The sequence below is a fragment of the Caldimicrobium sp. SLHALR3 genome, from assembly GCF_058692735.1.
The window spans coordinates 1,544,120-1,569,531 of sequence record NZ_CP182484.1 but is presented as its reverse complement, the minus strand read 5'-3'; the positions used below and the strand labels follow the sequence as shown (position 1 = coordinate 1,569,531).

The 25,412-nt window shown below is 33.2% G+C and carries 21 protein-coding genes and 1 pseudogene; 20 read left to right on the top strand and 2 right to left on the bottom strand.

Annotation, left to right across the window (positions count from 1 at the left end):
- The first annotated feature begins 4 nt into the window (after window positions 1–4).
- The 13 genes and pseudogenes from lysS to flgL all read left to right on the top strand — a co-directional run bounded on the left by lysS (window position 5) and on the right by flgL (window position 14,880).
- Window positions 5–1,498, top strand: coding sequence for a lysine--tRNA ligase (lysS, locus tag ACLGLP_RS08255; protein WP_492112804.1), 1,494 nt, complete (start codon window positions 5–7; stop codon window positions 1,496–1,498).
- 15 nt (window positions 1,499–1,513) lie between these two features.
- On the top strand, window positions 1,514–2,731 hold the full coding sequence (locus tag ACLGLP_RS08250; protein ID WP_492112803.1) for an FtsX-like permease family protein: 1,218 nt from the start codon (window positions 1,514–1,516) through the stop codon (window positions 2,729–2,731).
- Between the two features lie 4 nt (window positions 2,732–2,735).
- Window positions 2,736–3,275 (top strand): annotated as a pseudogene (locus ACLGLP_RS08245) (ABC transporter ATP-binding protein); the annotation flags it as partial.
- 170 nt (window positions 3,276–3,445) lie between these two features.
- Entirely contained in the window at window positions 3,446–6,091 is a 2,646-nt protein-coding gene (gene bamA, locus ACLGLP_RS08240) for an outer membrane protein assembly factor BamA (RefSeq protein WP_492112802.1), read from the top strand.
- A gap of 179 nt (window positions 6,092–6,270) precedes the next feature.
- A complete protein-coding gene (gene flgF / locus ACLGLP_RS08235) occupies window positions 6,271–7,035 on the top strand; it encodes a flagellar basal-body rod protein FlgF (RefSeq protein WP_492112801.1) in 765 nt (254 codons plus the stop codon).
- An 8-nt stretch (window positions 7,036–7,043) separates the two neighbouring features.
- Entirely contained in the window at window positions 7,044–7,826 is a 783-nt protein-coding gene (gene flgG / locus ACLGLP_RS08230) for a flagellar basal-body rod protein FlgG (RefSeq protein ID WP_492112800.1), read from the top strand.
- A 2-nt stretch (window positions 7,827–7,828) separates the two neighbouring features.
- Complete coding sequence (flgA, locus tag ACLGLP_RS08225) at window positions 7,829–8,533, top strand: flagellar basal body P-ring formation chaperone FlgA (RefSeq protein ID WP_492112799.1); 705 nt, start codon at window positions 7,829–7,831, stop codon at window positions 8,531–8,533.
- A complete protein-coding gene (locus tag ACLGLP_RS08220; RefSeq protein ID WP_492112798.1) occupies window positions 8,533–9,234 on the top strand; it encodes a flagellar basal body L-ring protein FlgH in 702 nt (233 codons plus the stop codon). Before flgA ends, ACLGLP_RS08220 begins: the two co-directional genes overlap by 1 nt.
- A 12-nt stretch (window positions 9,235–9,246) precedes the next feature.
- Window positions 9,247–10,347, top strand: a complete 1,101-nt coding sequence (locus ACLGLP_RS08215) for a flagellar basal body P-ring protein FlgI (protein ID WP_492112797.1) — start codon at window positions 9,247–9,249, stop codon at window positions 10,345–10,347.
- A gap of 10 nt (window positions 10,348–10,357) precedes the next feature.
- The gene (locus ACLGLP_RS08210) at window positions 10,358–10,681 is read left to right on the top strand and encodes a hypothetical protein (protein ID WP_492112796.1); all 324 of its coding nucleotides are present in this window, start codon (window positions 10,358–10,360) and stop codon (window positions 10,679–10,681) included.
- A gap of 15 nt (window positions 10,682–10,696) precedes the next feature.
- On the top strand, window positions 10,697–11,026 hold the full coding sequence (locus tag ACLGLP_RS08205) for a hypothetical protein (RefSeq protein ID WP_492112795.1): 330 nt from the start codon (window positions 10,697–10,699) through the stop codon (window positions 11,024–11,026).
- 10 nt (window positions 11,027–11,036) lie between these two features.
- Window positions 11,037–13,922, top strand: coding sequence for a flagellar hook-associated protein FlgK (gene flgK / locus ACLGLP_RS08200; RefSeq protein WP_492112794.1), 2,886 nt, complete (start codon window positions 11,037–11,039; stop codon window positions 13,920–13,922).
- A 16-nt stretch (window positions 13,923–13,938) separates the two neighbouring features.
- The gene (gene flgL / locus ACLGLP_RS08195; protein ID WP_492112793.1) at window positions 13,939–14,880 is read left to right on the top strand and encodes a flagellar hook-associated protein FlgL; all 942 of its coding nucleotides are present in this window, start codon (window positions 13,939–13,941) and stop codon (window positions 14,878–14,880) included.
- On the opposite strand, the gene ACLGLP_RS08190 is transcribed toward flgL, so the two are convergent.
- Window positions 14,875–16,104, bottom strand: a complete 1,230-nt coding sequence (locus ACLGLP_RS08190) for a TolB family protein (protein WP_492112792.1) — start codon at window positions 16,102–16,104, stop codon at window positions 14,875–14,877. The genes flgL and ACLGLP_RS08190 overlap by 6 nt on opposite strands.
- Entirely contained in the window at window positions 16,094–17,896 is a 1,803-nt protein-coding gene (locus tag ACLGLP_RS08185; protein WP_492112791.1) for a triose-phosphate isomerase, read from the bottom strand. The genes ACLGLP_RS08190 and ACLGLP_RS08185 overlap by 11 nt, the downstream gene beginning before the upstream one ends.
- 167 nt (window positions 17,897–18,063) lie before the next feature.
- Here ACLGLP_RS08185 and ACLGLP_RS08180 point away from each other — a divergent pair, with 167 nt between their 5' ends.
- The 7 genes from ACLGLP_RS08180 to mreC are packed head-to-tail and all read left to right on the top strand — an operon-like array spanning window position 18,064 to window position 25,411.
- Window positions 18,064–19,266, top strand: a complete 1,203-nt coding sequence (locus ACLGLP_RS08180) for an aminotransferase class I/II-fold pyridoxal phosphate-dependent enzyme (protein WP_492112790.1) — start codon at window positions 18,064–18,066, stop codon at window positions 19,264–19,266.
- Window positions 19,267–20,631 carry an L-seryl-tRNA(Sec) selenium transferase gene (gene selA, locus ACLGLP_RS08175; RefSeq protein WP_492112789.1) on the top strand — a complete coding sequence of 455 codons (1,365 nt, stop codon included), beginning with the start codon at window positions 19,267–19,269 and terminating at the stop codon, window positions 20,629–20,631. It begins immediately after the preceding gene.
- The gene (locus tag ACLGLP_RS08170) at window positions 20,628–22,172 is read left to right on the top strand and encodes a tetratricopeptide repeat protein (RefSeq protein ID WP_492112788.1); all 1,545 of its coding nucleotides are present in this window, start codon (window positions 20,628–20,630) and stop codon (window positions 22,170–22,172) included. Before selA ends, ACLGLP_RS08170 begins: the two co-directional genes overlap by 4 nt.
- Entirely contained in the window at window positions 22,169–22,927 is a 759-nt protein-coding gene (locus tag ACLGLP_RS08165; protein ID WP_492112787.1) for an MBL fold metallo-hydrolase, read from the top strand. The genes ACLGLP_RS08170 and ACLGLP_RS08165 overlap by 4 nt, the downstream gene beginning before the upstream one ends.
- A 24-nt stretch (window positions 22,928–22,951) precedes the next feature.
- Window positions 22,952–23,170 carry a hypothetical protein gene (locus ACLGLP_RS08160; RefSeq protein WP_492112786.1) on the top strand — a complete coding sequence of 73 codons (219 nt, stop codon included), beginning with the start codon at window positions 22,952–22,954 and terminating at the stop codon, window positions 23,168–23,170.
- A 2-nt stretch (window positions 23,171–23,172) separates the two neighbouring features.
- Window positions 23,173–24,564 (top strand): threonine synthase, encoded by a 1,392-nt coding sequence (gene thrC / locus ACLGLP_RS08155; RefSeq protein WP_492112785.1) that lies wholly within the window; start codon window positions 23,173–23,175, stop codon window positions 24,562–24,564.
- Window positions 24,565–24,586: 22 nt separating this feature from the next.
- Entirely contained in the window at window positions 24,587–25,411 is an 825-nt protein-coding gene (gene mreC / locus ACLGLP_RS08150) for a rod shape-determining protein MreC (RefSeq protein ID WP_492112784.1), read from the top strand.
- Window position 25,412: the final 1 nt, after the last annotated feature.

Below are 25,412 nucleotides of genomic sequence, written 5' to 3'. Positions count from 1 at the left end.
TTCTATGGTGGAGGAGCATCAAGTTATTAAGGTGAGATACGAAAAACTTTCCGCTATAGAAAAGATGGGTATAAAAAGTTATCCTAATGATTTTCGCCCGAAGGATAAAGCCAAATACCTAAAAGACCTTTATAAAGATTTTTCTCCTGAAGAACTTGAAAAAAGAGAGCTTGAATTTAGTCTTGCTGGCAGAGTTATGGCAAAAAGAGAAATGGGAAAGCTTATCTTTTCCCATATTCAGGACGAAACCGATAAGATACAGATTTTGATAGCTAAAAATGAGATTTCAGAAGAAGATTTTAACTTTTTTAAAAAATACATAGATATAGGAGATATTATAGGAGTTAGGGGAAAACTTATCAAAACAAAAACTGGAGAAATAACCGTTCTGGTAAAGTTTTTCAAACTTCTTACCAAGGCATTAAGACCCCTTCCTGAGAAATATCACGGTTTGAGAGATACAGAACTAAGATACAGGATGAGATATTTAGACCTTATAATGAATCAGAGAGTAAGGGAAATTTTTAAGACAAGAACTCAGATTATTCAGTATATCAGGGATTACTTTATCTCAGAGGGTTTTTTGGAAGTGGAAACTCCTATGATGCATCCCATTGCAGGAGGTGCATTGGCTAAACCTTTTGTTACTTATCATAATGCCCTTGGTATGAATCTTTACCTAAGAATTGCACCTGAGCTTTACTTAAAAAGACTTATTGTGGGAGGATTTGAAAAGGTCTTTGAGTTAAATAGGAATTTCAGAAACGAAGGAGTTTCAAGCACGCACAATCCGGAATTTACTATGCTTGAATTTTATGAAGCCTATGCTACTTATGAAGACCTTATGAAAAGGACAGAAGAGCTATTTTATGGTTTAGCCTTAGAAATTAAGGGAAATCCTGTTATAACTTATCAGGGAAAAGAAATTGACCTTACTCCTCCTTGGAAAAGAATAGAATTTCTCAAAGCCTTGGTAGAACTTGGAGGAGTTCCAGAAGAAATATTGAGGGATAGAGAAAAACTTTTGAACTTTGCCAGAGAAAAGGGAATTGAGCTTAATCTTAAAGATCCTAGAATTGGTAAGTGGTGGACAAAACTCTTTGAGGAACTTGTTGAACCAAAGCTAATTCAGCCAACTTTCGTAATCAAATTTCCTATAGAAGTTTCTCCACTTGCAAGAAGGTCTGACGAAGATCCAGAATTTGCGGATAGATTTGAACTCTATATTGCAGGGAAAGAAGTTGCTAATGCCTTTTCCGAATTAAACGATCCAAGAGATCAAAGAAAGCGTTTTGAAGAACAAATAAAATTAAGAGAAATTGATGAAGAAATCCCTCCAGAAATAGACGAAGATTTTATAAGAGCTCTTGAATATGGTATGCCTCCGTGTGCAGGAGAGGGAATAGGGATAGATAGAGTAGTAATGATATTTACGGATAACCCATCCATTAGAGAGGTTATATTGTTTCCTCATTTGAGAAGAAAAGAAGACCTTTGAAGAAGGACTTTAGAAGTGTCTAATCTTAATTGGGAACTTTGGATAGCTCTTAAATATGTTTTTTCTTCTAAAAGAGAAAAATTTACAAGTATAATTTCTCTAATTGCTCTTGTCGGAGTAGCCTTAAGTGTGGGAGCCTTAACAGTTGTTAATTCAGTAATAACAGGTTTTAAAGAAGCAGTCTCAGAAAAAATTTTAAGCCTAAACCCTCACCTAAGTATAACCTTTAGTAATCCAGAGGATAAAAAGAAAATTTTGGAAATTATTAAAAAAGAGATACCCTCTGAGGAGATTTTAAGCCTTCAAGAAGTTTCAACTTTACAAGGTTTAATAATGCTTCCAGAACAGCCTGTAGGAATTATTTTAAAAGCAACAAACTTAGAAAACCTGAAAAAAGAAAAAGGATTTAAAAAGTTTGAAGTTGACAACATATATCTAAACAATAGAGACCTACCTATAGTAATTGGAGAGAAATTAAAAGAAAGATTAGGTTTAAGTCTTGGAGAAAGAATAAGGTTTATAAGTGCAGAAGGGATTTACACTCCCTTTGGATTTTTTCCTAAGATTACCACATTTGTGGTGGCAGGAAGCTTTGAAACAGGAGTTTATGACTACGATTTAAACCTTGTTTTCACATCCTTTGATGCTTTTTTGCGGAAGTTTAATCCTAATAATTATTCCCTGGAAATTAAGTTGAAAGATCCTTTTAAGTCCCGTGAATTTAAAAGAAAACTTCTTTCTCATCTTGGTTTTGGTATAAATATATTTGACTGGCAGGAGTGGAACAGAAACCTTTTTGCTGCTTTAAAAATGGAAAAATTCGGGCTCTTTGTAGTTTTAACTCTTATGATCATAGTTTCTCTTTTTACTATAATTGCAGCTATGATTATGCTCGTTTCTGAGAAAAAGATGGACATTGCTATAATGAGAGCTTTGGGGTGTTCTCCCCAGAGTATTTTAAAGATATTTTTCTTTTGTGGCTTAATACTTTCTCTATTAGGAGTTTTGATAGGTTTAATATTGGGTAGTTCTCTTTGCCTTATACTTTCACATTATCCCATAATTAAACTTCCCAGCGAGGTTTATCCAGTAGAGTATATGCCTGTTAAATTAAAAATTTTTGATATCTTTATAATAAGTTTAGTTGCGGTTTTTATAAGTATTCTTGCATGCTTGTATCCAGCTAAGAAAGCTTCAGAAATTGTTCCAGCAGAAATCTTGAGACAAGGATAATTTTATGGAAAAAGATGCAGTTGTAGAGCTTAGGGGTATTACTAAAAAGTATTTTTATCCTCAAGGAGAGGTTGAAGTATTAAAAGGAATAGATTTAAAAGTTGAAAAAGGAGAAAAAATAGCTGTAGTTGGTCCTTCTGGAGTTGGTAAAACCACTTTGCTTAATATTATAGGAACTCTTGATTATCCCACATCTGGAGAAATTTATCTCTTCGGGGAAAAACTTGATTATAGAAATGATGCCACTCTTACGAAACTAAGAAGAGAAAAAATAGGATTTATTTTTCAGCTTCATTATTTGATGCCAGAATTTACAGTCTTAGAAAATGTCATTTTGCCTGGTTTGATTTCTCAATGGAAAAAAGAAGATTGTTTGAGAAGAGCCTATGAGCTTCTTGAGAAGCTTAATCTTTCTGGAAAAGAAAATTACAAACCTTTCAGACTTTCTGGAGGAGAAAGACAAAAAGTAGCTATTGCAAGAGCTCTGTTTTCAAACCCAGCTCTTCTTCTTGCTGATGAACCTACAGGAAATCTTGATCAAGACAGCGCCAGAGAAGTGGTTGACCTATTTTTAAAAATAAGTAAAGAAATGGGAGTTACAGTAATTATGGTTACCCACAACTGGGAGCTGGCAAAAAAAATGGATAAGATTTTTTTGCTAAAAAACGGTTCTTTGGTAAAATTAAAAAATACTTAAAAATGAGAGACCTCTTTTTGAAAAGAGCTATATCCTTTTTTATTTTTCTTTTATTGGGATTTTTAAGTTTTTCTGACTTTCTTTTTGCTCAAAGTAATTCTTTCCTTATTTATTCAACCAAAACTTACGGAGATTACTTACCAGAAAGCATTTTAAAAACCTATTTTGAAGGCTTAAAAAAGCAATTTACAGAGGAAAAGAAAAATCTCGAAATAAAGAGTTTTAGAAAAGAGGAAGCACTTGATTTTCTTAAAGCAGGAGCCTACATCGGAATTGCAGAACTTAAAATAATAACCATTAAAAATAACTTAAGCATAGAGTGGAAACTTTATCAGTCTGGAAAAAAGGAACCACATTATTTTTATGTTACTGGGGAAAAAGAAAAGATAGACGACTTAGTAAAGGAAACCATAAAATTGGTAAAAAGTATTTTAGAAGAAAAAAAGATAATTGAAAAAATTAGAATTGCCGGGAATTTAAGAATAGGAGAAGATGTCATTTTACCTAACATAAAAACCAAGGAAGGAGATATCTTTGATCCACGAAAGCTCAATGAAGATTTAAAAGCTATTTATAAAATGGGATATTTTGAGAATGTTGAGGTAAAGGTTGAGGAAGGAACAAAAGGATTAATTGTAACTTTTGAAGTTAAGGAAAATCCGTCAGTTAAAGAAATTGTGTTTAAAGGAAATAAAAAAATTAAAAAGGAAGATCTTCTAAAGATTGTTGAAATTAAAGAAGGACAGATTGTTACTGTAAAAGAGCTTGATAAGGCAATAGAGAACATAAAAATGTATTACGAGCAATCAGGATATTCAGGAACTCAGGTTTCTGTAGAAACTGAAAAAGCACCTCCTGCACAGATAAGACTTGTTTTTCACATTAAAGAAGGAGAAAAGAAATACATTAAAAGGATTGAATTTACAGGAAACAAAGCCTTTTCTGAAAAAGAACTTAAAAGTTACCTTTCTATCTCAGAAAAAACGGTTTTTTCACCAGTTAAGAAAGTAACTCAATACTTAAGAGCTTTTATTCGTCCTGAACCCTTAGCAGAGCCAGGGGTTTATAATACTGCCTTTCTTTATAGAGATATTGGAAAGATAGAAACAGCTTATAAAAATAAAGGTTACATTGATGTAAAGATAGGAGATCCCATAGTAAAAGAAGAGGAAGATGGAGTGGTTATAACTATCCCTATAGAGGAGGGAGCCCAATATAAAGTTGGAACTGTGAAAATTAATCAAGATCTTTTCCCGCAGGAAAAAGTTTATAAAAAAATTCAAACTGCTCCTGGAAAAGTTTTTAGTCTTAAAACTTTAAAAGAGGATGAATCCATTCTTACTCACCTTTTTGCTGATTATGGTTATGCCTATACAAAATTAGATACCAAGATAGATAAAGATCCTGAGAAAAAACAGGTTAATGTTACCTTTAATGTTGATAAAGGACCGGTTGTTTATATAGGAAGAATAGAGATTGAAGGAAATACTAAAACGAGGGATAAGGTAATAAGAAGGGAACTTAAAGTAGCAGAAGGCTGGCCATATAGTGCTTCTCGTTTAGAGGAGAGTGAAAATAGACTTAGAAGACTTGGATATTTTGAAGAAATAAACATTGACAAAGAAAAAGGAGCAAAAGAAGAAGAACTCAATTTAAAAGTTAAAGTAAAAGAAATGCTTACAGGTTCTTTTGCCATAGGAGGTGGTTACAGCTCTTATGATAAGTTTGTTATCATGGGAGACATTACTGAGAGAAACTTTTTAGGAAAAGGTCAAAGGCTCACCCTTTCTGCAAGGTTGGGAGCAAGAACTACAAGGTATGCTTTAACCTTTTTTGATCCCTATTTCAGAGACTCCCGTTATTCTTTGTGGACTTCCCTTTATAACTACGAGTTTGTATATGATGCCTTTACCAAAGATAGTACAGGCGGATCTATAAGATTTGGATATAGCTTTACTTCCGAATTTTCAGCCTATGTAGGATACAGATATGATGACACAAAGTTAAAAGATCTTTCTGAAAATGTAGCTCAGATAATTCTTGAATCAAAAGATATAAACATTACCAGCGCAGTTCTACTTGGGGCAACTTATGATTCTCGTAATAGATACTTTTTGCCAACAAAGGGATGGTATCACAGAATTGAGGGAGAATACGCTGGAGAATACTTAGGAGGAGAAAGTAATTTTTTTAAGATAGAAGGTGAGCATCAGGTTTACTTTCCTATTTTTAAACTTACAGGACACATAGGTCTTGGTTATGGTTACATAACTGAAGGAGGAGCAAGAAAGGTTCCAGTTTATGAAAGATTTTTCCTTGGGGGTTTAAGATCTGTTAGAGGATTTAAATACGGAGATATATCTCCTAAGGATCCCAAAACAGGTGATAAGATTGGCGGAACAAGGATGTTTTATCTTCAGACAGAAACCATATTTCCCCTTATAAAGAATATTAATCTTAACGGGGTTGTCTTTTTTGATATGGGTAATGTTTGGGACTTAAAAACAGGTTTTCAAAGTTCGGATTTGAGAAAAAGTGTGGGATTTGGTTTGAGATGGCTTTCTCCCTTCGGACCTTTAAGAATTGAATGGGGATATAACATAGATAGAAAACCAGGCGAAGATTCAAGTAACTTTAACTTCCAAATTGGCGGAGAATTTTAATTACCAATTAGTTGACTTTTAGTCAAATTTTTGACAGGGAAATTTCTTCATCTTTTCTCATTTTCAAATAGGAATTTATTTCCTACGGGTTTTTTAAAATTTATTTCGTAGGTCCTTTTTTATAAAAGTTAAGAATTAAAAACTTTTAGGCACAATTTTTGATAATTTAATGAATGAATATGAGTGGAATAAAAATAAATCCTCATCTTGGATTGCTTGAAGCACTTGAGGCAGCTCAATTGATGGATAGATGGCTAACTATTACTGCTAATAATTTGGCAAATGTTGATACTCCTGGTTATAAATCAGATGGGATAGCCTTTATAGAGGTTTTAATGAAGAAAATAGGACCTAAATATATGAAAGCTTACAAGGAAACTCAAACCTTTATTAAAAAAGATCAGGGAATTTTAGAATATACAGGAAATCCCTTAAATCTTGCTATAGTTGGGGAGGGATTTTTTAAAGTGCAAACGCCAAATGGAATTGCTTATACTAGGGCTGGAAATTTTACTTTAGACAAAGAAAGAAGACTTGTAACCCCTGAGGGATATCCTGTTCTTGCCAACGGAACTCCTGTAGTTGTAGATCCTGGTATGACAAGAGAGGGTTATATCACTATGGAAAATTCAAAACTTCAAGTTTCACCAGAAGGTATCCTTTCTATAGATATGACTGAGATTGGAAGACTTGATGTAGTGACTTTTGACGATTACAGCAAATTAAAAAAAATAGGAGAAAATCTTTACATTTCAGAAGGTGCTCAAGAGCTAAGGGCTGAAAATTATGAAATAAAACAGGGTTATGTTGAAAAATCTAATGTAAACCCTATAAGAGAAATGGTTGATCTTATTGAGATTCACAGAACTTTTGAGGCAATACAGAGATCAATTAGAAGTTTGGATGAAGAAACAGAAAGGTTGATTACAACTATACAGAGATAGGAGGAAGTATGATTAGAGCGCTTTGGAGTGCAGCAACAGGAATGCAAGGTCAACAGCTTCAGCTTGATGTTATTGCTAATAACCTTGCTAATGTAAATACTCCTGGATTTAAAAAAAGTAGGGTTGATTTTGAAGACCTCTTTTATCAAAATTTAAAACTTTCTGGTGCTTTAACCTCAGAGGGAACTTTAACCCCGGTTGGAATGCAGATTGGGCTCGGAGTAAGACCAGTTGCAGTGGCTAAGCTTTTTACCCAAGGAGAATATCAACTTACCAATCAGGAATTAGACCTTGCTATAGAAGGAAGGGGATTTTTTAAAGTAACTCTTGGTGGAGAAGAATATTATACCAGAGCAGGAAACTTTAAAATTGATAGAGACGGATATATAGTAACTGCAGACGGAGCAAGACTTTATCCAGAGTTTACCGTTCCCACCGGAACTGTAAAGATTGAGGTTACAAGGGATGGAATTATTACAGCTCTTGATTCCAATGGAAAGGTTTTGGCTCAAAGTCAAATACTTTTATACGACTTTCCAAATCCAGCTGGACTTTATGCAGTAGGAAGAAATCTTTTTAAAGCTTCAGACGCTGCAGGAGATGAGATAGAGGGAGTTCCTGCTCAGAATGGCTTTGGAACTATAGCTCAGGGATATCTTGAAATGTCAAATGTAGATGTTGTTGAGGAGATGGTAAAGATGATCATCACTCAGAGGGCTTATGAGGCAAATTCTAAAGCAGTTCTTACCGCAGATAATCTCTTAGAAATGGCAAACAATCTCAAGAGGTAGAGATGAAAAAATTAGCTACTTTTGCTTTATTTTTCTTGCTAATATGTTTTAATGTGGATTTAAGTTTTGGAGAAAGTTTTTACACTTTAGAAGACTTTAAAAGTATTTTCCTTAAAGAAGTTAAAAATAAACTTTCCTGGGTAAATGGAGAGATTTATTTAAAAGAAATAAGAATAGAGCCAGAATTAGTATTAATTCCAAAAACAACTCCTTATAAAGCTAATTTTGTCGCTCCTCCCAAGATAGGCTCAAACCTCATTGTTCTTGACTTTAAAAAAGGGGATACTCTTGAAAGGGTAAAAATTTGGGGGTATGTGGAAGCTAATGTTCCGGTAGTAGTATTGAAAAGACCAGTCCTCAATAAAGCTATACTGAGCCAAGAGGATATAACCATAGAATTAAAACCACTTTCAAGGCTTCCCCAAGATGTAATTTTGGATAAAGATTTTGTGATAGGAAAAGAGGTAAGAATGAGCCTAAAGGCAGGAACTATCCTTAGATATTCTCATATTGAAAGACCAGTAGTGATTAAAAGGAATCAGATGGTTTATATAGTGGCAAGGGGTAAAAATTTTATTGTTAAGGCAAAGGGCATAGCTCTTCAAGATGGAAGAAGCGGAAGTAGCATTAAGGTTAAAAATATAAGCAGTAAAAAAATTTTATGGGGAAGAGTAATATCTTCTGAAGAAGTGGAGGTAACACTTTAATGAGAGTTAAAAAATTATTAATTTTTGCAATAATTTTAAATTTCCTTTATGGATGTTTTGAATATAATCCTAAAACTCCTCCACCTCCTCCACCGCCACCAAAGGTAGAAATTCCCTACGAAGAACCTAAAGCTTTAAGTAAGGGCTCTCTTTATAGAGAAGGTTCTCCAGCAATAAATTTTTCTGATCTAAGAGCAAGGAATGTAGGAGACATAGTTACTATTAAGATTGTTGAAACCTATCAAACCTCTAACACTGTAAAACAACAAAGTGGTAAAACGAGTTCTGCAAAGGCAGGTATAGATAAATTTTTGGGATTTGAAAATAGAATTGAAGGCGTATTTAAGGATGCTACACCTTCTGAGCTATTTAAAGGTGGAATGGAAAGTTCTACTTCAGGTCAGGGAAGTTCTTCAAGGGAAAGTAAAATCATAGCTACTATGACTGCAAGAGTAATAAAAGTTTTACCCAACGGAAATCTTGTTATTCAAGGCACAAGAGCTATCAAAAGAAACAAGGACTTGGAATATATAACTCTTACTGGAATAATAAGACCTGAAGACATAGCCTATGACAATTCGGTTCTTTCAACTCAAATTTCAGATGCTTATATAGAATACAGTGGCAAAGGACCAATAAGTGAGGTGGCAAGTGGTCCAGGGATTATTACGAGACTATTACATCTTTTCTGGTTATTTTAGGAGGATTTAAGTATGAAAAATACTAAAGCAATTATTTTAGTCATCTTTTTAATAATTTTTAATACTATTTCGGGCAATTCCGCAAGATTGAAAGACATAGTTGATGTAGAAGGCGTGAGGGGAAACTATCTCATAGGATATGGACTGGTTGTTGGGCTTAAGGGAACAGGAGACGGGGTTTTGAGTAAGTTTACGGTTCAGTCAGTAGTTAACATGCTTGAGAGATTTGGTATAAAAGTTCCCAAAGAGCAGATTATTCTTAAAAATGTAGCTGCTGTTCTTGTTACTGCCTATCTTCCTCCTTTTGCCGTTCCTGGTCAAAGAATAGATGTAGAGGTTTCTTCCCTTGGAGATGCTAAGAGTCTTCAAGGAGGAACACTTCTTTTAACACCTCTTTTAGGACCAGATGGAAAGGTTTATGCCCTTGCTCAGGGACCTCTTTCTCTTGGAGGTTTTGCAGCAGAAGGAGCAGGAGCAAGGATACAAACAGCTCATCCCACAGCAGGTAAAATACCAAATGGAGCAATAGTAGAAAGAACTGTAGAAGAGGGACTTAATCTTAATCCCAAAATAACTTTATCTTTAAAAGAAGCTGATTTTAACACAGCCTATCAGATTGTAGAAGCTATAAATACTTACTTAAAAGGAAATTATGCTAAGGCAAAGGATAGCAGAAATGTTGAAGTTATTATTCCCCCTTCTTACAAGGGAAAAGAAGTTAAGCTTCTTGCTGAGATCGGAAATTTAGAGATTTTTCCAGACACCACTGCTAAGGTAGTTATTGATGAAAGGACAGGAACAGTGGTTATGGGAGAAAATGTTAGGATTTCAAAAGTTGCTATTGCTCACGGAAATATCAGTATAGAGGTTAGAGAACAACCAGAGGTATATCAACCCTATCCGTTTTCCCCTGGAGAGACAACAGTTGTTCCGAGAACAGAGATAACTGCAAAAGAGAAAAAGGCAAAAGTTGTTATTTTGGAAGAGGGAGCAACCTTGGGAGAGCTTGTAAGAGCTCTTAATGCAGTTGGAGCAACTGCAACAGAGCTTATCTCAATTTTGCAAGCTATAAAAGCTGCTGGTGCACTACATGCTGAACTAATAATTATTTAGGAGAAAAGAAATGAAAAGCTACGCAATTAACTATCAGAACCTTAATGAGCTTATAGCTCTTAGCAAAAAAGATAAAGAATTGGCTTTAAGAAAAGCCTGTGCAGAATTTGAATCTCTTATATGGTATGAAATTTTAAAGGGTCTTGATAATACCATTATAAAGAGCAACTTCTTTCCAGAAACCTTAGAAAGAAAAATTTTTCAAGACTACCTATATCAAGAAATAGCAAGATCTGTTTCAGGAAGACCTGGTAGTTTGGGAGATTACTTATATCGGAGTCTGATAAAAAGTGCTTACTTTAAGAAAAATATTAATAATGCCGATAATAAATAAAAGAGGAGGAAATTTATGGTGAGAAAGGAACTTTTAGAATTAAGGGAAGTTTTAGAAAAGGAAAAAGATGCCCTTATTAATGGTGCAGTGGAAGAGATCTTAAAGTGGGCATCTTACAAAGCAAGACTGGCAAATTATCTAAAAGACCAAGAACTTTCTCCTGAGGAAGAACAGTTATTAAAGGAGATAGCAGTTATTAACGAAAGAAACAAAAAAATTATTGAAGCAGGACTAAACTTTGTAGAAGAAGCTTATAAGTTTTTAACCCAGATTCTCTATGAAAGAGATTTTTATGGCAAAAGAGTAGTTAAAATGGCTTCCCATCTCATTTCAAAATCAGCTTAAAAAAAGAGCTATGGCAGGTTTAACAGCAGCTTTAAACATAGCCAAAAATGCACTTCTTACTTTTCAAACCGCCACTCAGGTGGTGAGCCATAATATTGCCAATGTAAGCAATGAAGCTTACTGCAGGCAAAAGCCTATAGAAACCACCTATCCTCCGAGTCCCTCTCCTGTTGGTCCTATAGGAAGTGGTGTAAAAATAGAGATGATTCAGCGTTATTTTGACGCCTTTCTGGAAAAAAACATCAATCTAAAAAGAACTGATTATGGACTTTTTTCTGCTGAAGAAACAGGTCTTACCATTCTTGAAACCCTTTTTAATGAAGTTGCAGATGAAAGTGGGCTTATAAAGATAATGCAGGATTTTTGGACAGCCTGGCAAAATCTTTCAAGTTATCCAGAAAATCTTTCTGCAAGAACCCAAATTATAGAAACGGGAAAACTCATAACAGAGGCTTTAAAGGCAAAATTTAAAGGATTACAAGATTTAGAAACCCAAATAGGACTTAAACTCAAAACCATCGTTGATAGAATAAATTCTTTAAGTTCTCAAATAGCAGAACTTAATCTTCAAATAGCAGCTATGGAAACAGGTGGAAGACAAGCTAATGACCTCAGAGATCAAAGGGATAAACTCGTTGGGGAGCTTTCTCAGCTTGCAAACATCCAATACTTTGAAACCAAGGAAGGAGCTTATAATATAGTTCTTGGTAAAGGATTTAATCTTGTTGAGCTTGGAAGAACCTGGAGACTTGAAGTTTCAGGAACGGATGTTTACTGGGTAAATACCAATGGAGAAAGGATACCCATCACAAGCGAAAAAGTAAGCTCAGGAGAGCTTGGAGGCTGGTTAAGACTTCTTGAACAGCTCTCAGATGAGTTTAATTATGAGTATGTTTCAGGGAATAAAACGGTTTTTAATAATTCAGGAAAGCTGATAGGTGAAGGTGATAAATTAGTAAGTGATCTTGGTTTATCTGTAGGAGATACTTTTTCCTTTTCTGGAAAGGATCACTTTGGCAACTCTATTTCAGGAAGCTTTACTATTAATACGGGAAATGAAACGGTAAGGGATTTACTTAATGAAATAGAAAGAGCTTTTAATTATACAGTTGAAGCTTATATTAAGGATGGAAGACTTTTTGTTGAGGATAAATATAGAGGTCCTGGAAAGCTTAGCTTTTCTATTTCAGGACCTATAGATTTTGGCTCCTTTGACAATCCTGATTATCAGAGAAGGGTAACTGAGCTTAACCTTGCAGGAAGACTTAAACTTTTTGGAGAAGAACTTATAAAAGCTGTAAACGAACTTCATACCCAGGGAGTAGGCTTAAGTTTTTACGAAAAAGAATTAGAAGGAGCCTATTCAGTAAGTCAATACCTCAAAGAATTACCCTATTTTTTAGATCTCTCCAAAACCTCTGATGGCAAAGCACTTACAGGCTTTTTTTACCTTTGGATAAAAGATCCTACTGGTAAAATAACTCCTATAAAGATATCCTTAGAAGGATTGAGTGTTGACGCAACCTTAGACGATCTTAAAGATAAAATAAATTCAGCTTTAGATTCTTCTTCCTGGAATGTTAGGGCTTTGGTAAGAAATGGAAGGCTTGTTTTTCAAGCTCAAGATGGATATTCCTTTGCCTTTTCCAATGACACATCAGGCATCCTTCTGGCAACAGGAATAAACATTTTCTTTGTAGGTTCGGACCCTGCTAACTTTCAGGTAAATCAGCTTCTTGTTAACAAGCCAGAGCTAATTGCCTCAGGAAGAATGGATGTAACTGCCTTTAGAAGTGAAGAACCACTTTTTGGAATTTTTAAAAGCAAAAATACTGTTGATTCTTCTCAAACCTTTAACATAACAAGTTTTTATATAAGGTTTTATGATGATAAGGGAAAGGTAATAACTTCTCCTCCTGTTAATTTAACAAGTGAGGGAATAACCTGGGATGATAGCTTAAATGCCTATGTTATAAACATTGACAACAATTCTAACACTTTACAAAATATACTTGAAAAACTTAACAGTCTTCCCTTTTTAAGAGCTTACCTTGATGCAGATGGAAGAATGGTTTTAGCTCTTGAGCCGAATCAAACAACTGTTTACGGCTTTGAAATAGGAGAAAATTATGGAGCTGGTAATTGCTTTGTTGATTTATTAAAAAAAGAAGAAATGTATGTTCCTGCTTTTAGACTTAACGGAAGTTCTGAAGAAAGGGTTATAACTGGCTTTGAAAAATTTAAGCTTAATAAAACAAATAATTATCTATCCTTTTATCTATTTGATGAAAATGGAAATCTTATAAATGGGGAGCCCTTTAGAATAAATCTTGATCAAATAATAAATGATGGAGGAACTATTTTTACGCTTCTTCAGGAAATAAATTCTCCTTCCAATGCAGTTTACGGGCTTTCTGCAAGACTTGACAGAAGCGGAAGACTTATTATTGAGACAACAGGGCTTTATAACACAAAAACCTTTATTATTCAGGATGAACTCCTTGATGGAGGAACTTATACCCAAGCAACTTATAATTATGGATTTATTAATAATCTTAAAGGGTATGAACTTGATAGAGGGGACAACAGAACCGCTCAAGCAATTGCAGATTCAGCAAGAGTAACAAGATCCGCTTTAAATTATTCAACCCTTCAGGATTACTATTCCAGTATGGTTGGAGAAGTTGGTTCTGCTACCCAATCTGTTAAAGACAGTAAAAGCTTTTTAGAAACCCTTATTTCTCAGCTAAAGAGTATAAAAGAAAGTATATCAGGAGTTTCCTTAGATGAGGAGATGGCAAATCTCATAAAGTATCAGCAAGCATTTGTTGCCTCTGCTAAGGTTTTAACTACTGTGGAAGATATGTTTGAAGCCCTAATTTCTGCAAAAAGATAGTTTAAAGGAGTAAAGCATGAGAATAGGTTTTAACACGAAATTTAGAAATATTCTGGCAGATTTGAATCGCCTTTCTTCTGAAATAAACCTAACTCAGCTCAAAATTTCTTCTGGTAAAAATTATTCTCGTCCTTCTGACGATCCTTTATCTGTGGTGGTGAGTCTTAATTACAAACAGGGAATTTCCAATATAGAAAAATATCAGAGAGCTATAGATGATGCTTTGAGTGTTTTAAGATCTCAGGAATCAACTCTTGGAAATGTTCAGGATCTTATTGCCAGAGCAAAGGTGCTTGCTATTCAGGCAGCTAATGATACCCAGAACTCTCAGTCAAGGCAAGCTATTGCTAACGAAATAGACGGGATAATTTCTTCCATTTTGGCACTTGCTAATTCTCAGCTTGGAGAAAAGTACCTTTTTGCTGGAAAGAAAACCAGTGGATATTTACCAAAAGAAAAACCCTTTGAATTGACAAAAGAAACCCTACCAGATGGACAAATTATAGAAAAGGTTATTTACAATGGTTCTGTTGAAGACTTAGAGGTGGGATATGATGAAGGTATGACGATTAATCTTGGCGGAAGTGGTCAAAAAATCTTTATGGATTCTGGTCTTTTTGAAACACTTTTTGCCTTAAAACGCACTCTTCAGGCTAACAATACCGTAGATTACGAAAAAGAGCAGTATAATATTCAGGAGTTCATAGGTAAGCTTGACAGTATTTATAATTATATTTCTGCTGAAAGAGGAAAAATAGGCTCTCAGATTTCACACTTGGAGACCAAGAAAAATCTTTATCAGGACTTTAAAGAGACCCTTGAGACTAATCTCGGGAACATTGAAAGTGCAGACCTTGCAGAGCTGGCAACAAAGCTTCAGAGTCTTATCACAGCCTATGATGCAGCACTTAGAGCAACAGCCTTAGTAAGTGACCTGAGTTTGGCAAAGTATTTATAATTCAGCCCAATCAACGAATACAAAATTTTTACCGGGAAGATAAAGGTAAGTAAGTGAAGAGTCAAGATGAATGAGGTAAAGCCCCTTTCCTTGGTTTCCTTCTCCATGAGCCAAAATATAATCTCCTGTAGGAGAAAAGGCAGGATCCTCAAGTTTTCCTGGAAATTTTAGTTCTTTTTCACCTTTGGTTTTCAAATTATAGAGAAAAACAGAAGAAATTCCCCCGCTTCTTGAAAGAAAAAGCAATTCTTCTCCATTTGGAGAAAATCTTGGAGAAGTATTATAGGCTTTTCTCTGAGGAATTTTATAGGTTTTTAAGGTTTCAAGCTCAAGTAAGTAAATTTGTGGTTCTCCGGCTCTTTTTCCGTATACATAGGCTAAGAATACCCCTCCAGGTGAAACACTTCCTGCTTGAAGAATACCTTCTTGTTTAATTAAAGGGGTAAGTTCTTTGGTATCTAAATTTAGACGATAAAGAGCCATGGAATTTTTTTCTTCTACGGTTATGATTAACTCTCTTTCATTCGGTAACCATACGGGAGCAGAGCAGATTCCTTTAATAGGAAAGCTATCCTTAGCTGATTTTTTTAAATCATATACTTCAAGAAAATACTTGTTATTCTCATAAACAAGATAGGCAAGTTTATTTCCACTTTTAGAAAATTTTGGGAAAAGTATTAGAGGGGCAGTTCTTAAAAGATGAGGATTTTCTTTGGAAAAGTGAGCTATGTAAAGTTTGTCCCCTGTTGAGGTTCTTTTAACAAAAGCTATTTTTGTAGAGGCGATACCTTTATAGTTAGAAATACTTTCTACTAACTTGTCGCATAAGGCATAAATAACATTTTGAGAGTAACTTAAGGAGCCTGAAACTTTAAAAACTTTTAAAACCTTGTTTTCTAAAGTATCTATTAGTTCAGCTTTAATTAAAACCTCATCTCCGGTTTTCTCTATAACTCCCTTTAGGTAATATTCCTTAAAGGGAGAATTTGATAAGGGAGGGTTTTTTAAAGCTAAAATAAATAAATGATAATTTAAAAGTCTTCTCAAAAGAGGAGTAAGCTTTGCGGAAAGCTCGCTATTTCCCTCAAAGTCTGGAACCCTTATTACTGTTTTGCTGAAAGATGTAGGTTCTATAGTGATAGTAGGTATTTCTTCACATAAAGAGACCTTGAAAAAAATCCAAAAGAAAAGAAAGACCAATAAAAAGGATTTTTTATCTCTCATAAGATCCATTCTCCATCTTCACCACATCTTCAAATCTTATATCCATTCCAAGGATACCAATTATTTCCTCGTATTTATTTCTTATAGGAGTTGAAATAGTAATGCATAGATTGGAAGTGATTCTTGAGGTGTAAAATTTGGAGGTATAGGTTTTTCCAGTTTTCATAGGATTTATAAACCAATCTCTATTTTCAAAGGTTTCTTTTTCTAAGAGTTCATTAAATTTTTTGGCGTATTCAAAATCGTTGGTTAATCCTATAATTGGTTTTCCTTCAATATCCACTACATAAATAAATTGCACATAGGGATGATCTTCCAAAAATCTTTTTAAAACTTTTTTCATATTTTGTAAATCTAAAGAAACTATGGAAGAATCTTGAGCTAAATCTTCTATATATTTTGTCATAAGTTCTATTACATAATCTCTCAGATGATCAAGTTCAGATACAAAAAGTTCAGGGATATATTTTTTCACATAGGCAAGCATTTCTTCATTGGAAATAGGAGTAACCCTACCGTTTTCATATTCTTCCAAAATTTTTCTATAAATTCTTGCAACCCCGGGGTGTCTTTTATCAATTTTTTTATCTCCCTCAAGTCCAAAATGAGTATTGATCCAGTAGGCAATTCCTGCTGTTCCGCTTTTATCTGTAATAATGATTTGGATAGGTCTTTTAAGAAGTTTCCATGTGTCAAAGGGATTATAGATTTCTTCATTTTTAATGATTCCATCAATATGTATTCCTGCTTTTGTAGCATTGAATTCTTCACCTACAAAGGGTTGTCTAATAGGTATTTTTTCATGTAAGACATTTTTATAGTAATTTACTATTTCTGTAATTACCGTAGTATCCATTCCATCAGCAGTTCCTTTTAAACACATGTATTCAAAGACCATGGCTTCAAGCGGTGTATTTCCTGTTCTCTCACCTATTCCGAGAAGAGAGGTATTTACATAGGTGCATCCATATAACCAAGCGGTTGTAGCATTAATTACAGCTCTATAAAAGTCATTGTGTCCATGCCATTCAAGGAGTTCTTCAGGAACTCCTGCCTCTTCAATCATGGCTCTTATTAATTTGGGAACACTTATAGGAAGACATGCTTCTGAATAAGGAACTCCAACTCCCAAGGTATCACATAATCTAATTTTAATATCAATTCCACTTTCTTCTCTTAATTTCATTAATTCAATGGCAAAGGGTATGACAAATCCATAAATATCTGCACGAGTTACATCTTCAAAATGACATCTTGGTCTTATTCCCAAAGATAAAGCTTCTTTAACAATAGCAAGATAATCTTCCAAGGCTTCTTTCCTTGTCTTTTTTAGTTTCAAAAAGATGTGATAATCAGAGCAAGAGGTTAAAATACCTGTTTCTTTAAGCCCAGCTTCTTTAACCAGTTTCAAGTCTTCCTTTTTGGCTCTTATCCAGCCCGTAATTTCTGGATATTGATATCCAAGAGAAAGACATCTTTCCAGAGCTTCTCTATCTTTATTGGTATATAAAAAAAACTCAGTTTTCCTAATTATTCCCTTTGGTCCACTTAGTCTATGTAAAAATTTGAAAAGGGTTTCTATTTGTTCCGGTGTATAGGGAACTCTTGCTTGTTGTCCGTCTCTAAAAGTTGTATCTGTTATGTAAAAGTTTTTTGCAGGCTGAGGTGGTATGTATTTTCCATCAAAGAAAATTCTTGGAGGCTCAACATAAGGAAAAAAGTCTTTTAATAAATTGGGTTCTTCGGTTTCTATCAAAGTGTATGTTTTTTTTGAAGGTCTATATTTGAGCATTATTTTTGACCCTCCTTTTTGTTAATCAGTCTTAAAAATATTAATTGATTTTTAGGTAAAAACAAGTGAATAAAATACCTTTAAAAATTTCTGTAAAAGGATTGACAAATAGATTTTTAGGAGAATTATTAAACTTAATTAGCTTTTAGTTTGAGGGTTAAATCAAAATGGGATACTATAAAATTAAGCCAGCTTTTAGAACACTTCAAGTAGAGTATGCTATAAGGGATATAGTTGAAGCTTCAGAGGAAGCTAAAAAACGAGGAAAAGACTTAATTTATTTGAACATTGGTGATCCTGTAAAATATGGATTTAAAACCCCTGAACTTGTAGTTGAAGCAGTATGCCAAGCACTAAAGAAAAATTACAATTCCTATTCTGATTCTGTAGGAATACCTGAAGCCATAGAAGCAATTAAAGCTTATGCTATAAAAAAGGGTATAAAACCTATTGACATTTACATTACTCAGGGGGCAAGTGAAGCCATAGAATTTGCTATCTTAGCCTTAGTTAATTCAGAAGAAAATATTTTACTTCCCTGTCCTTGCTATCCTTTATATCAAGCTATTATTTCTAAATTTAGAATAGAACCGAGATATTATTTCCTTGATGAAAGCAAAAACTGGGAACCTGATGTTGATAGTATTGAAGCTTTAATAGACAAGAAAACCAAAGCCATTGTAATCATAAATCCAAATAATCCTACAGGGACAATTTATTCTAAAAAAACCTTAGAAAAAATAGTAGAAATAGCTAAAAAATACAATTTAGTAATTTTTTCAGACGAAATATATGATCAGTATATTTTGGAGGATGATTTAGAGCATGTTTCAATAGCATCTTTAAGTGATGAAGTTCCAGTTGTCACTTTTAATGGACTTTCAAAGAACTATTTTGCTCCTGGTTTTAGAATAGGTTGGGGAATTGTTTCAGGTCCAGAAGAAGTTTTGAAGGAGTATATAGAGGCAATTCATAAACTTGCAAGAATTCGTCTCTGTGCTCCCCATCCACTTCAATTTGCAATCCCAGTAGCATTAAATAACGAAAACTGTTATATAAAGGAAGTAATTGCAAAATTAAAAAAGAGAAGAGATATTTTGGTAAAAGGATTAAATCAGATACCATTTATTTCCTGTGTAAAACCTTTAGGAGCTTTTTATGCCTTTCCAAGGATAGAAATTCCAGATATAGATGATCTTGAATTTACTAAAAAACTTATTTTGGAAGAAGGTGTAGTAGTGGTTCATGGAAGTGGTTTTGGACAAAAACCCGGAACTAAACACTTTCGCATAATCTTCTTACCTGAAGAAAAAATCCTTGAAGAGGCTTTAAGAAGAATTGAAAGATTCGTAAGAAGACTTACTTCTTAAATGAGAATTCCTTCAGTAAACGAACTAAAAGAAAAATTTATAACACTTTATCCCTTGTATCCAGCCTCTTATTTTACTGAACCTGCAAGAAGGGTAACTCAGATTATAAGAGAAAAGTGGCAAAAAGGTGAACTTAAGGAGCTTGAAAGTTCTTATTTAGAATCTTTAATGAAAGAAGTTTTTGAGGAATACGAAACTCCTTCTTTAAAAAGAGTTATAAATGCTACAGGAGTTGTTATTCATACAAACTTGGGAAGGGCTCCACTTTCTAAAAAAGCTATAGAAGAAATAGTAAAGGTAGCAAAATACTATTCTAATTTAGAATATGATTTAAAGGAAGGAAAAAGGGGTAGCAGATATATTCATGTAGAAGAAATTTTAAAGGAAATCACTTCTGCCGAAGGTGCTCTTGTTGTAAACAATAATGCAGCGGCTGTTTTGATCTCTTTAAATACCCTTGCATATGGAAAGGAAGTTATAGTTTCCCGTGGAGAACTTGTGGAAATAGGAGGATCCTTTAGAATACCAGAGGTAATGAAGTGGGCTGGTTGTATTTTAAAAGAAGTGGGAACCACAAATAAAACCCGTCTTTCTGACTATGAAAATGCAATTACTGAAAACACTGCTTTGCTTTTAAAGGTTCACAAAAGTAATTTTGAGATAGTAGGATTTACTGAAGAGGTTTCCATTGAAGAGTTAGTAAATTTAGGTAGAAAATTCAATCTCCCTGTTATGAAAGATCTGGGAAGTGGTTGTTTTGTTGATTTTTCTAAGTATGGATTAAAAAAAGAACCTACAGTTCAGGAGGTTTTAAAAGCAGGAGTTGATATCGTTACATTTTCAGGAGATAAACTATTAGGAGGACCTCAAGCAGGAATAATTCTTGGGAAAAAAGAATATATAGAGAAAATAAGAAAAAATCCCTTAAACCGTGCTTTAAGAATTGATAAACTTACCTTAGCAGGATTGGAAGCTACTTTGAGATTATATAGAGATGAAATTCTTGCCATAGAACATATTCCAGTGCTCAAAATGATACTTACCTCAAGAGAAGAACTTAAAAAAAGAGCAAAAAATCTTTTGAAAAAATTGAAGGAACTTAAGTTAAAAGATTTTAAGTTTGATTTAGTTGAAACTATAAATAAAACTGGGGGAGGAGCACTTCCTACGCTTGATTTGATTTCCTATGCAGTTGCCGTAGAAGCACCTTTTTCTCCTCAAATCTTACAAAAAAAATTAAGAGAATATAAGCCTCCCATTATAACAAGAATAGAAGAAGATAGGGTCTTAATTGATGTTAGATGCCTTTTTGATGAGGATTATAAAATAATAGTTGAAGCCTTTGAAAGTTTAGAAAAACTATGAAAAACTTACCCCTTAACATAAATTGGTTTATCGAAAATTTAAAAGATTCTGAAATCTTTAAAAATGCACCTTTTGACCAAGTTTTTAAATACTCAACTGAGGAACTCACTAAAAACCTTCAAGATTCCAAAAAATTAACTTCCTTGCTTTTATTAGAAAGATTTTTTTGGGAAAATATAGAGGAAAATTTTTTTTCTTACAAATTACTAAGTCCTATTTTAGAAAAAAAAGATGTTTCAGGTTATTTATTTTATTTTCCAGAAAAAGGTTTTTTTAGAAAAAAACAAAAATTCTTTTCTGAATTTACATTTATAAAAATTGACGAAAATTATTACTTTTATCCTTTAGAATGGGGAAACATTTTTAAAATTTTTCTTACCTTATGGAAAAATAAGACAAAATTTTTTTCTGTAGAAATAAATTTAAGTAAAGAAATTTCTATAGAATTAATTAAAGAACATGTAGAGCTTGCTAAAATTTTAGACTTTACCTGTCTTTCTAAGAAGACTTTAGAAACTCTAAAAGAATATTTACCAACCTTAAGTATTAAAGCACTTTCAGAAATTACTCACAAATTTTTAAAAACACCTGACAGCACTTTAATTTTGTCTTCAAAAGATGGAATAGAGGATAATCTCAAAGAAAACGGAGCAAAAATAATAAAAGCAATTTCTAACGAAAAAAATAATCTATTTTTAGTTAAAGATCTTAATTTAGATAGATTTATCTCTTTATGTAAAAAATTTTTTGAGGAAATTAAAGTAGGTATTTTACCAAAAAAGATTTGGGAAAGATTTAAGAAGAAGGGATTATCTCCTATGATGTTTTTAATAGGTGCTTTTGAACATGCAAAAAGGGTTAATCACATAAAAATTAAAGTTTTTGAGGGGTTTACCTATCATGTAATAGGTGATCTTTATTATGAGTGGAAAGATTTTGGGAAAGCTCTAAAATATTATTTAATTGCTAAAGACTATACTATGCAACCTGTGGAGTTAATTTTGAGTGAATCAGCTATTTATTATACCTTTGGTGAAATTGATAAAGCTGAAAAAACTTTAAGGGAAGGTTTGTGTTCTTGTAAAAAAGAAGACCCTCTTATCCATTACAATCTTGCCCTGATTTATTTGAAAAAAGAAGAAAATGAAAAGGCAAAATATCATCTTTATAAAGCTCATCTTTTAGATCCTGAAAATAAAATTTTTAGTGAAACCCTTGCTAAGTGTCTTTGGGATTACGGAGAATACGAAGAACTGGAAGAATTTTTAAATTCTCTTAAAAATCTTTCTGTAAAAGAAAAGATATATCTTGGAAAATTACATTTTTTAAAAAAGGATTACAGAAAGGCATTCGAATATCTCAAAGAGATTCTCACTTTTAAAGAGAGAGATGGGGAGACCTTGATTTTTTTAGCGTGGTTATATCTTTATTTTAACAAAGAAAAGGAAATCTCTCAGGTATTGTTGAGGGAAGCAAAGGAAATTCTTTCTGCTGAAGAAATAGAAAAGATAAAAAGAAACTTTGGGTTAGTTATAGAATGAAGATTATTGTCCTCGGTTCCGGAACTGGATGGATTCGTTTAGAAAGAAACTCTCCTGGTTATTTACTTGAGATAGAGGATTTTTGCCTTCTTCTTGATCTTGGTCCAGGTGTTTTAAAACAAATTTTAAAAATAGGGAAAAAACTTGAGGATATTTCTGCTATATTTATATCTCACTTCCATCCTGATCATGTAACAGATCTTATCCCTTTCTTTTTTGCTACTCGCTACAATTTAGGATATAAAAGGGTATTACCCTTTAACCTTTATGCTGAGGAGAGTTTTTCTCAATTTTTTGAACTTTTAAAAATGGCTTTTAGAGGATGGGTTGAACCACCAGAAGGTCTGTTAAAAATAAATCTCCTTCCTAAACTTAAAAAATATGAATTTTTTATAGGACCCTTTAAAGCTTATACTTCTCCGGTTAAACATAATTCTGAAAGTTTAGCTATAAGACTTGAATATCAAAATAAGAGTCTTATTTATTCGGGAGATACAGGTTATTGTGAAGAACTGATAGAACTTGCAGAGGGTGCAGATTTACTGATTGTAGAATGTGCTAATTCAAAAGATATATATGTAGAACATCATTTATCTCCAGAGGATATTGCACTTATTTCAGAAAGGGCTAAAGTAAAACGAATAGTTCTTTCTCATTTTTACCCCCATAGTGAAAAGGTAGATGTAGATATAATAAAAATGAGATTTAAAGGAGAAATTATTTTAGCTGAAGATCTTATGGAAATTGAGATATAAAAGAAAACCTAAAGGAGGCAAGTTTTGGAGGGAATTGATCCAAAAATTTTAAATATTTTAAAAGAGAAAGTGCAAAAGGAACTCATACAGAAAGAAAAAGAAACCCTTGAATACTGGATGAATGAACTTATAAAGATTTATCAAAAAAATCATCAAACTTTGGCAGAATTTAAAGCTGATATAAGAAAATACATAGATAGAATGAAAAACAGACTGGAAGTAATTAAAACTAAAGGGTTTTGAGTATGAAGTATATAAGCACTCGTGGTGGGATGTCAAAGATTGATTTTAAGGATACTATTTTTGAAGGACTTGCTCCCGATGGTGGTTTAATCGTTCCTGAAAAAATTCCAATACTTTCAGAGGATGAAATAGAAAAATTAAGAAAACTAAGTTACCAGGATCTCGCTTTAAAGATTTTTAGCTATTATGTTTCTGATATAGAAGAAAGAGAACTTAAAGAGCTTATAAAAAAAGCTTACAAAAGTTTTAGAGCAAAGGACATAACTCCTGTAGTTAAAGTAGGAGACGTTTACATACTTGAACTTTTTCACGGTCCTACATGGGCTTTCAAAGATGTGGCACTTCAGTTTCTGGGAGTATTATTTGAAAAACTACTCTTAGAAGAAAATAAAAAGATTAACATTTTAGGAGCAACTTCAGGGGATACTGGTTCTGCTGCGATTTACGGAGTTAGAGGAAAAAAGAATATAGCTATTTTTATTTTACATCCCCACCAAAAAGTTTCAAAAATTCAAGCCTTAATGATGACAACTGTAACAGATCCCAATGTTTTTAATCTTGCTATAGAAGGGACTTTTGATGATTGTCAAGCTATAGTAAAAAGTATTTTTATGGATTTAGAATTTAAAAGAAGATTTAGATTAACCACGGTTAACTCAATAAATTGGGCAAGAATAATGGCACAAATGGTTTATTATTTTTGGGCTTATTTTAGAGTTTCAGAATTAGAAAACTGCAAAAGCGTTAGAATTTCAGTACCTACCGGAAATTTTGGAAATATATTTGCAGGATATTTAGCAAGGAGAATGCTGGGGGAAGAAAGGATAGAAAGGCTTATTCTTGCAACTAACGAAAATGATATACTTTGCAGATTCGTTAACCATGGGGACTATTCCTTAAAAGAAGTAAAACCAACTATAAGTCCTTCTATGGATATTCAAGTAGCAAGCAATTTTGAAAGGTATCTTTATTATTTTTATGGAGAAAATCCTAAAAAAACTAAAGAAATTATGGAAAAGTTTGCTAAGGAAAGGGCTATCAGATTTACAGAAGAGGAGGTTAAAAAAGTTCAGAAAGATTTCCTTTCGGCTTCAGTAAACCAAAAAGAAACACTTGAAACTATAAAGGAATTTTACGAAAAAACAGGTTATATTCTTGATCCGCATACTGCAGTAGGAGTAAGAGCAGGATTGAGGTTTAAAGATGAATATCCTCTTATCTGTCTTGCAACTGCCCATCCTGCAAAATTTCCCGAAACGGTAAATAAAGCTTTAGGAGTCCCTATTAAACTTCCTGAGGAAATTGAGAAACTTTTTGAGCTTCCTCAAAATTGTTGGAAATTTCCTGCTGAGGTAGAAAAAGTAAAAGAATTTATTTCTCAAAAAGCTATTTAAAATTTATTTTTAAACCACTTTAATGATAAAGGATAAAAAACTTTTTGGTATAGTTATTATAATAGTTTTTGTAAGTGGGTTATGGTATTTTATAAAAAGAACCAATCTTTTTAATGAAATTCTTGGCTTGATAGTTTCACCATTTTTAAAAGGATCTACCTATTCAGGAGCTAAGACAAGAAGTTTTTTTGAAAACTATTTGCTATTAGTGGACTTAAAAAAAGAAAATGAGAGATTAAAAAGGGAAAATTTGCTTTTAAAATCTCAACTTGCTTATTATAAAGAAAGAGAAAGGACTTACAGAGTATTAGAGGAGTTTTTTAAGCTTTCATCAGAGTTTAATTATCCCAAGGTTGCAGCTAAAATAATTTATAGACCTATGGATCCTTTTTCAAGAGTAATTTTTATAGATAAAGGAAGTAAAGATGGTATTTTACCTCAGATGCCTGTTCTTGCTGGTGTAGAAGAAGAAGGAGTAGCTTTAATAGGTCAGGTAGTTGAAGTTTACAGAAGCTGGAGCAAAGTAATACTTATTACGGATCCTTCATTTTCAGCAGATGTAAAAACAGAAAGGGAAGGAATAAGAGGAATTTTAGTAGGTAAGGCAGAGAAATACTGTAGCCTACAATATTTACCCTCTGCTTCTCAGATAAAACCAGGGGATGAAGTTTTAACTACTGGACAGGATGCTTTTTTCCCTCCAGGGTTACTGATAGGAAAAGTGGTTTCTGTAAGTCGTGATTCTATTCAGGGAATGTTTAAATCAGCAGAAGTTGCACCTATAGTTGATTTGGCAAATCTTGATTTAGTTTTTGTTTTGTTAAAACTGCCAGAAATTCCTCTCTGAA

What these genes read in the sequence shown, in the direction of transcription:
- flgA (WP_492112799.1), top strand. Translation starts at nt 7,829, where the DNA reads ATGAAAAAATTAGCTACTTTTGCTTTATTTTTCTTGCTAATATGTTTT.
- ACLGLP_RS08220 (WP_492112798.1), top strand. Translation starts at nt 8,533, where the DNA reads ATGAGAGTTAAAAAATTATTAATTTTTGCAATAATTTTAAATTTCCTT.
- flgF (WP_492112801.1), top strand. Translation starts at nt 6,271, where the DNA reads ATGAGTGGAATAAAAATAAATCCTCATCTTGGATTGCTTGAAGCACTT.
- ACLGLP_RS08185 (WP_492112791.1), bottom strand. Translation starts at nt 17,896, where the DNA reads ATGCTCAAATATAGACCTTCAAAAAAAACATACACTTTGATAGAAACC.
- flgK (WP_492112794.1), top strand. Translation starts at nt 11,037, where the DNA reads ATGGCAGGTTTAACAGCAGCTTTAAACATAGCCAAAAATGCACTTCTT.
- ACLGLP_RS08180 (WP_492112790.1), top strand. Translation starts at nt 18,064, where the DNA reads ATGGGATACTATAAAATTAAGCCAGCTTTTAGAACACTTCAAGTAGAG.
- flgG (WP_492112800.1), top strand. Translation starts at nt 7,044, where the DNA reads ATGATTAGAGCGCTTTGGAGTGCAGCAACAGGAATGCAAGGTCAACAG.
- ACLGLP_RS08190 (WP_492112792.1), bottom strand. Translation starts at nt 16,104, where the DNA reads ATGAGAGATAAAAAATCCTTTTTATTGGTCTTTCTTTTCTTTTGGATT.
- selA (WP_492112789.1), top strand. Translation starts at nt 19,267, where the DNA reads ATGAGAATTCCTTCAGTAAACGAACTAAAAGAAAAATTTATAACACTT.
- thrC (WP_492112785.1), top strand. Translation starts at nt 23,173, where the DNA reads ATGAAGTATATAAGCACTCGTGGTGGGATGTCAAAGATTGATTTTAAG.
- ACLGLP_RS08170 (WP_492112788.1), top strand. Translation starts at nt 20,628, where the DNA reads ATGAAAAACTTACCCCTTAACATAAATTGGTTTATCGAAAATTTAAAA.
- mreC (WP_492112784.1), top strand. Translation starts at nt 24,587, where the DNA reads ATGATAAAGGATAAAAAACTTTTTGGTATAGTTATTATAATAGTTTTT.
- ACLGLP_RS08215 (WP_492112797.1), top strand. Translation starts at nt 9,247, where the DNA reads ATGAAAAATACTAAAGCAATTATTTTAGTCATCTTTTTAATAATTTTT.
- ACLGLP_RS08205 (WP_492112795.1), top strand. Translation starts at nt 10,697, where the DNA reads ATGGTGAGAAAGGAACTTTTAGAATTAAGGGAAGTTTTAGAAAAGGAA.
- lysS (WP_492112804.1), top strand. Translation starts at nt 5, where the DNA reads ATGGTGGAGGAGCATCAAGTTATTAAGGTGAGATACGAAAAACTTTCC.
- flgL (WP_492112793.1), top strand. Translation starts at nt 13,939, where the DNA reads ATGAGAATAGGTTTTAACACGAAATTTAGAAATATTCTGGCAGATTTG.
- ACLGLP_RS08210 (WP_492112796.1), top strand. Translation starts at nt 10,358, where the DNA reads ATGAAAAGCTACGCAATTAACTATCAGAACCTTAATGAGCTTATAGCT.
- ACLGLP_RS08165 (WP_492112787.1), top strand. Translation starts at nt 22,169, where the DNA reads ATGAAGATTATTGTCCTCGGTTCCGGAACTGGATGGATTCGTTTAGAA.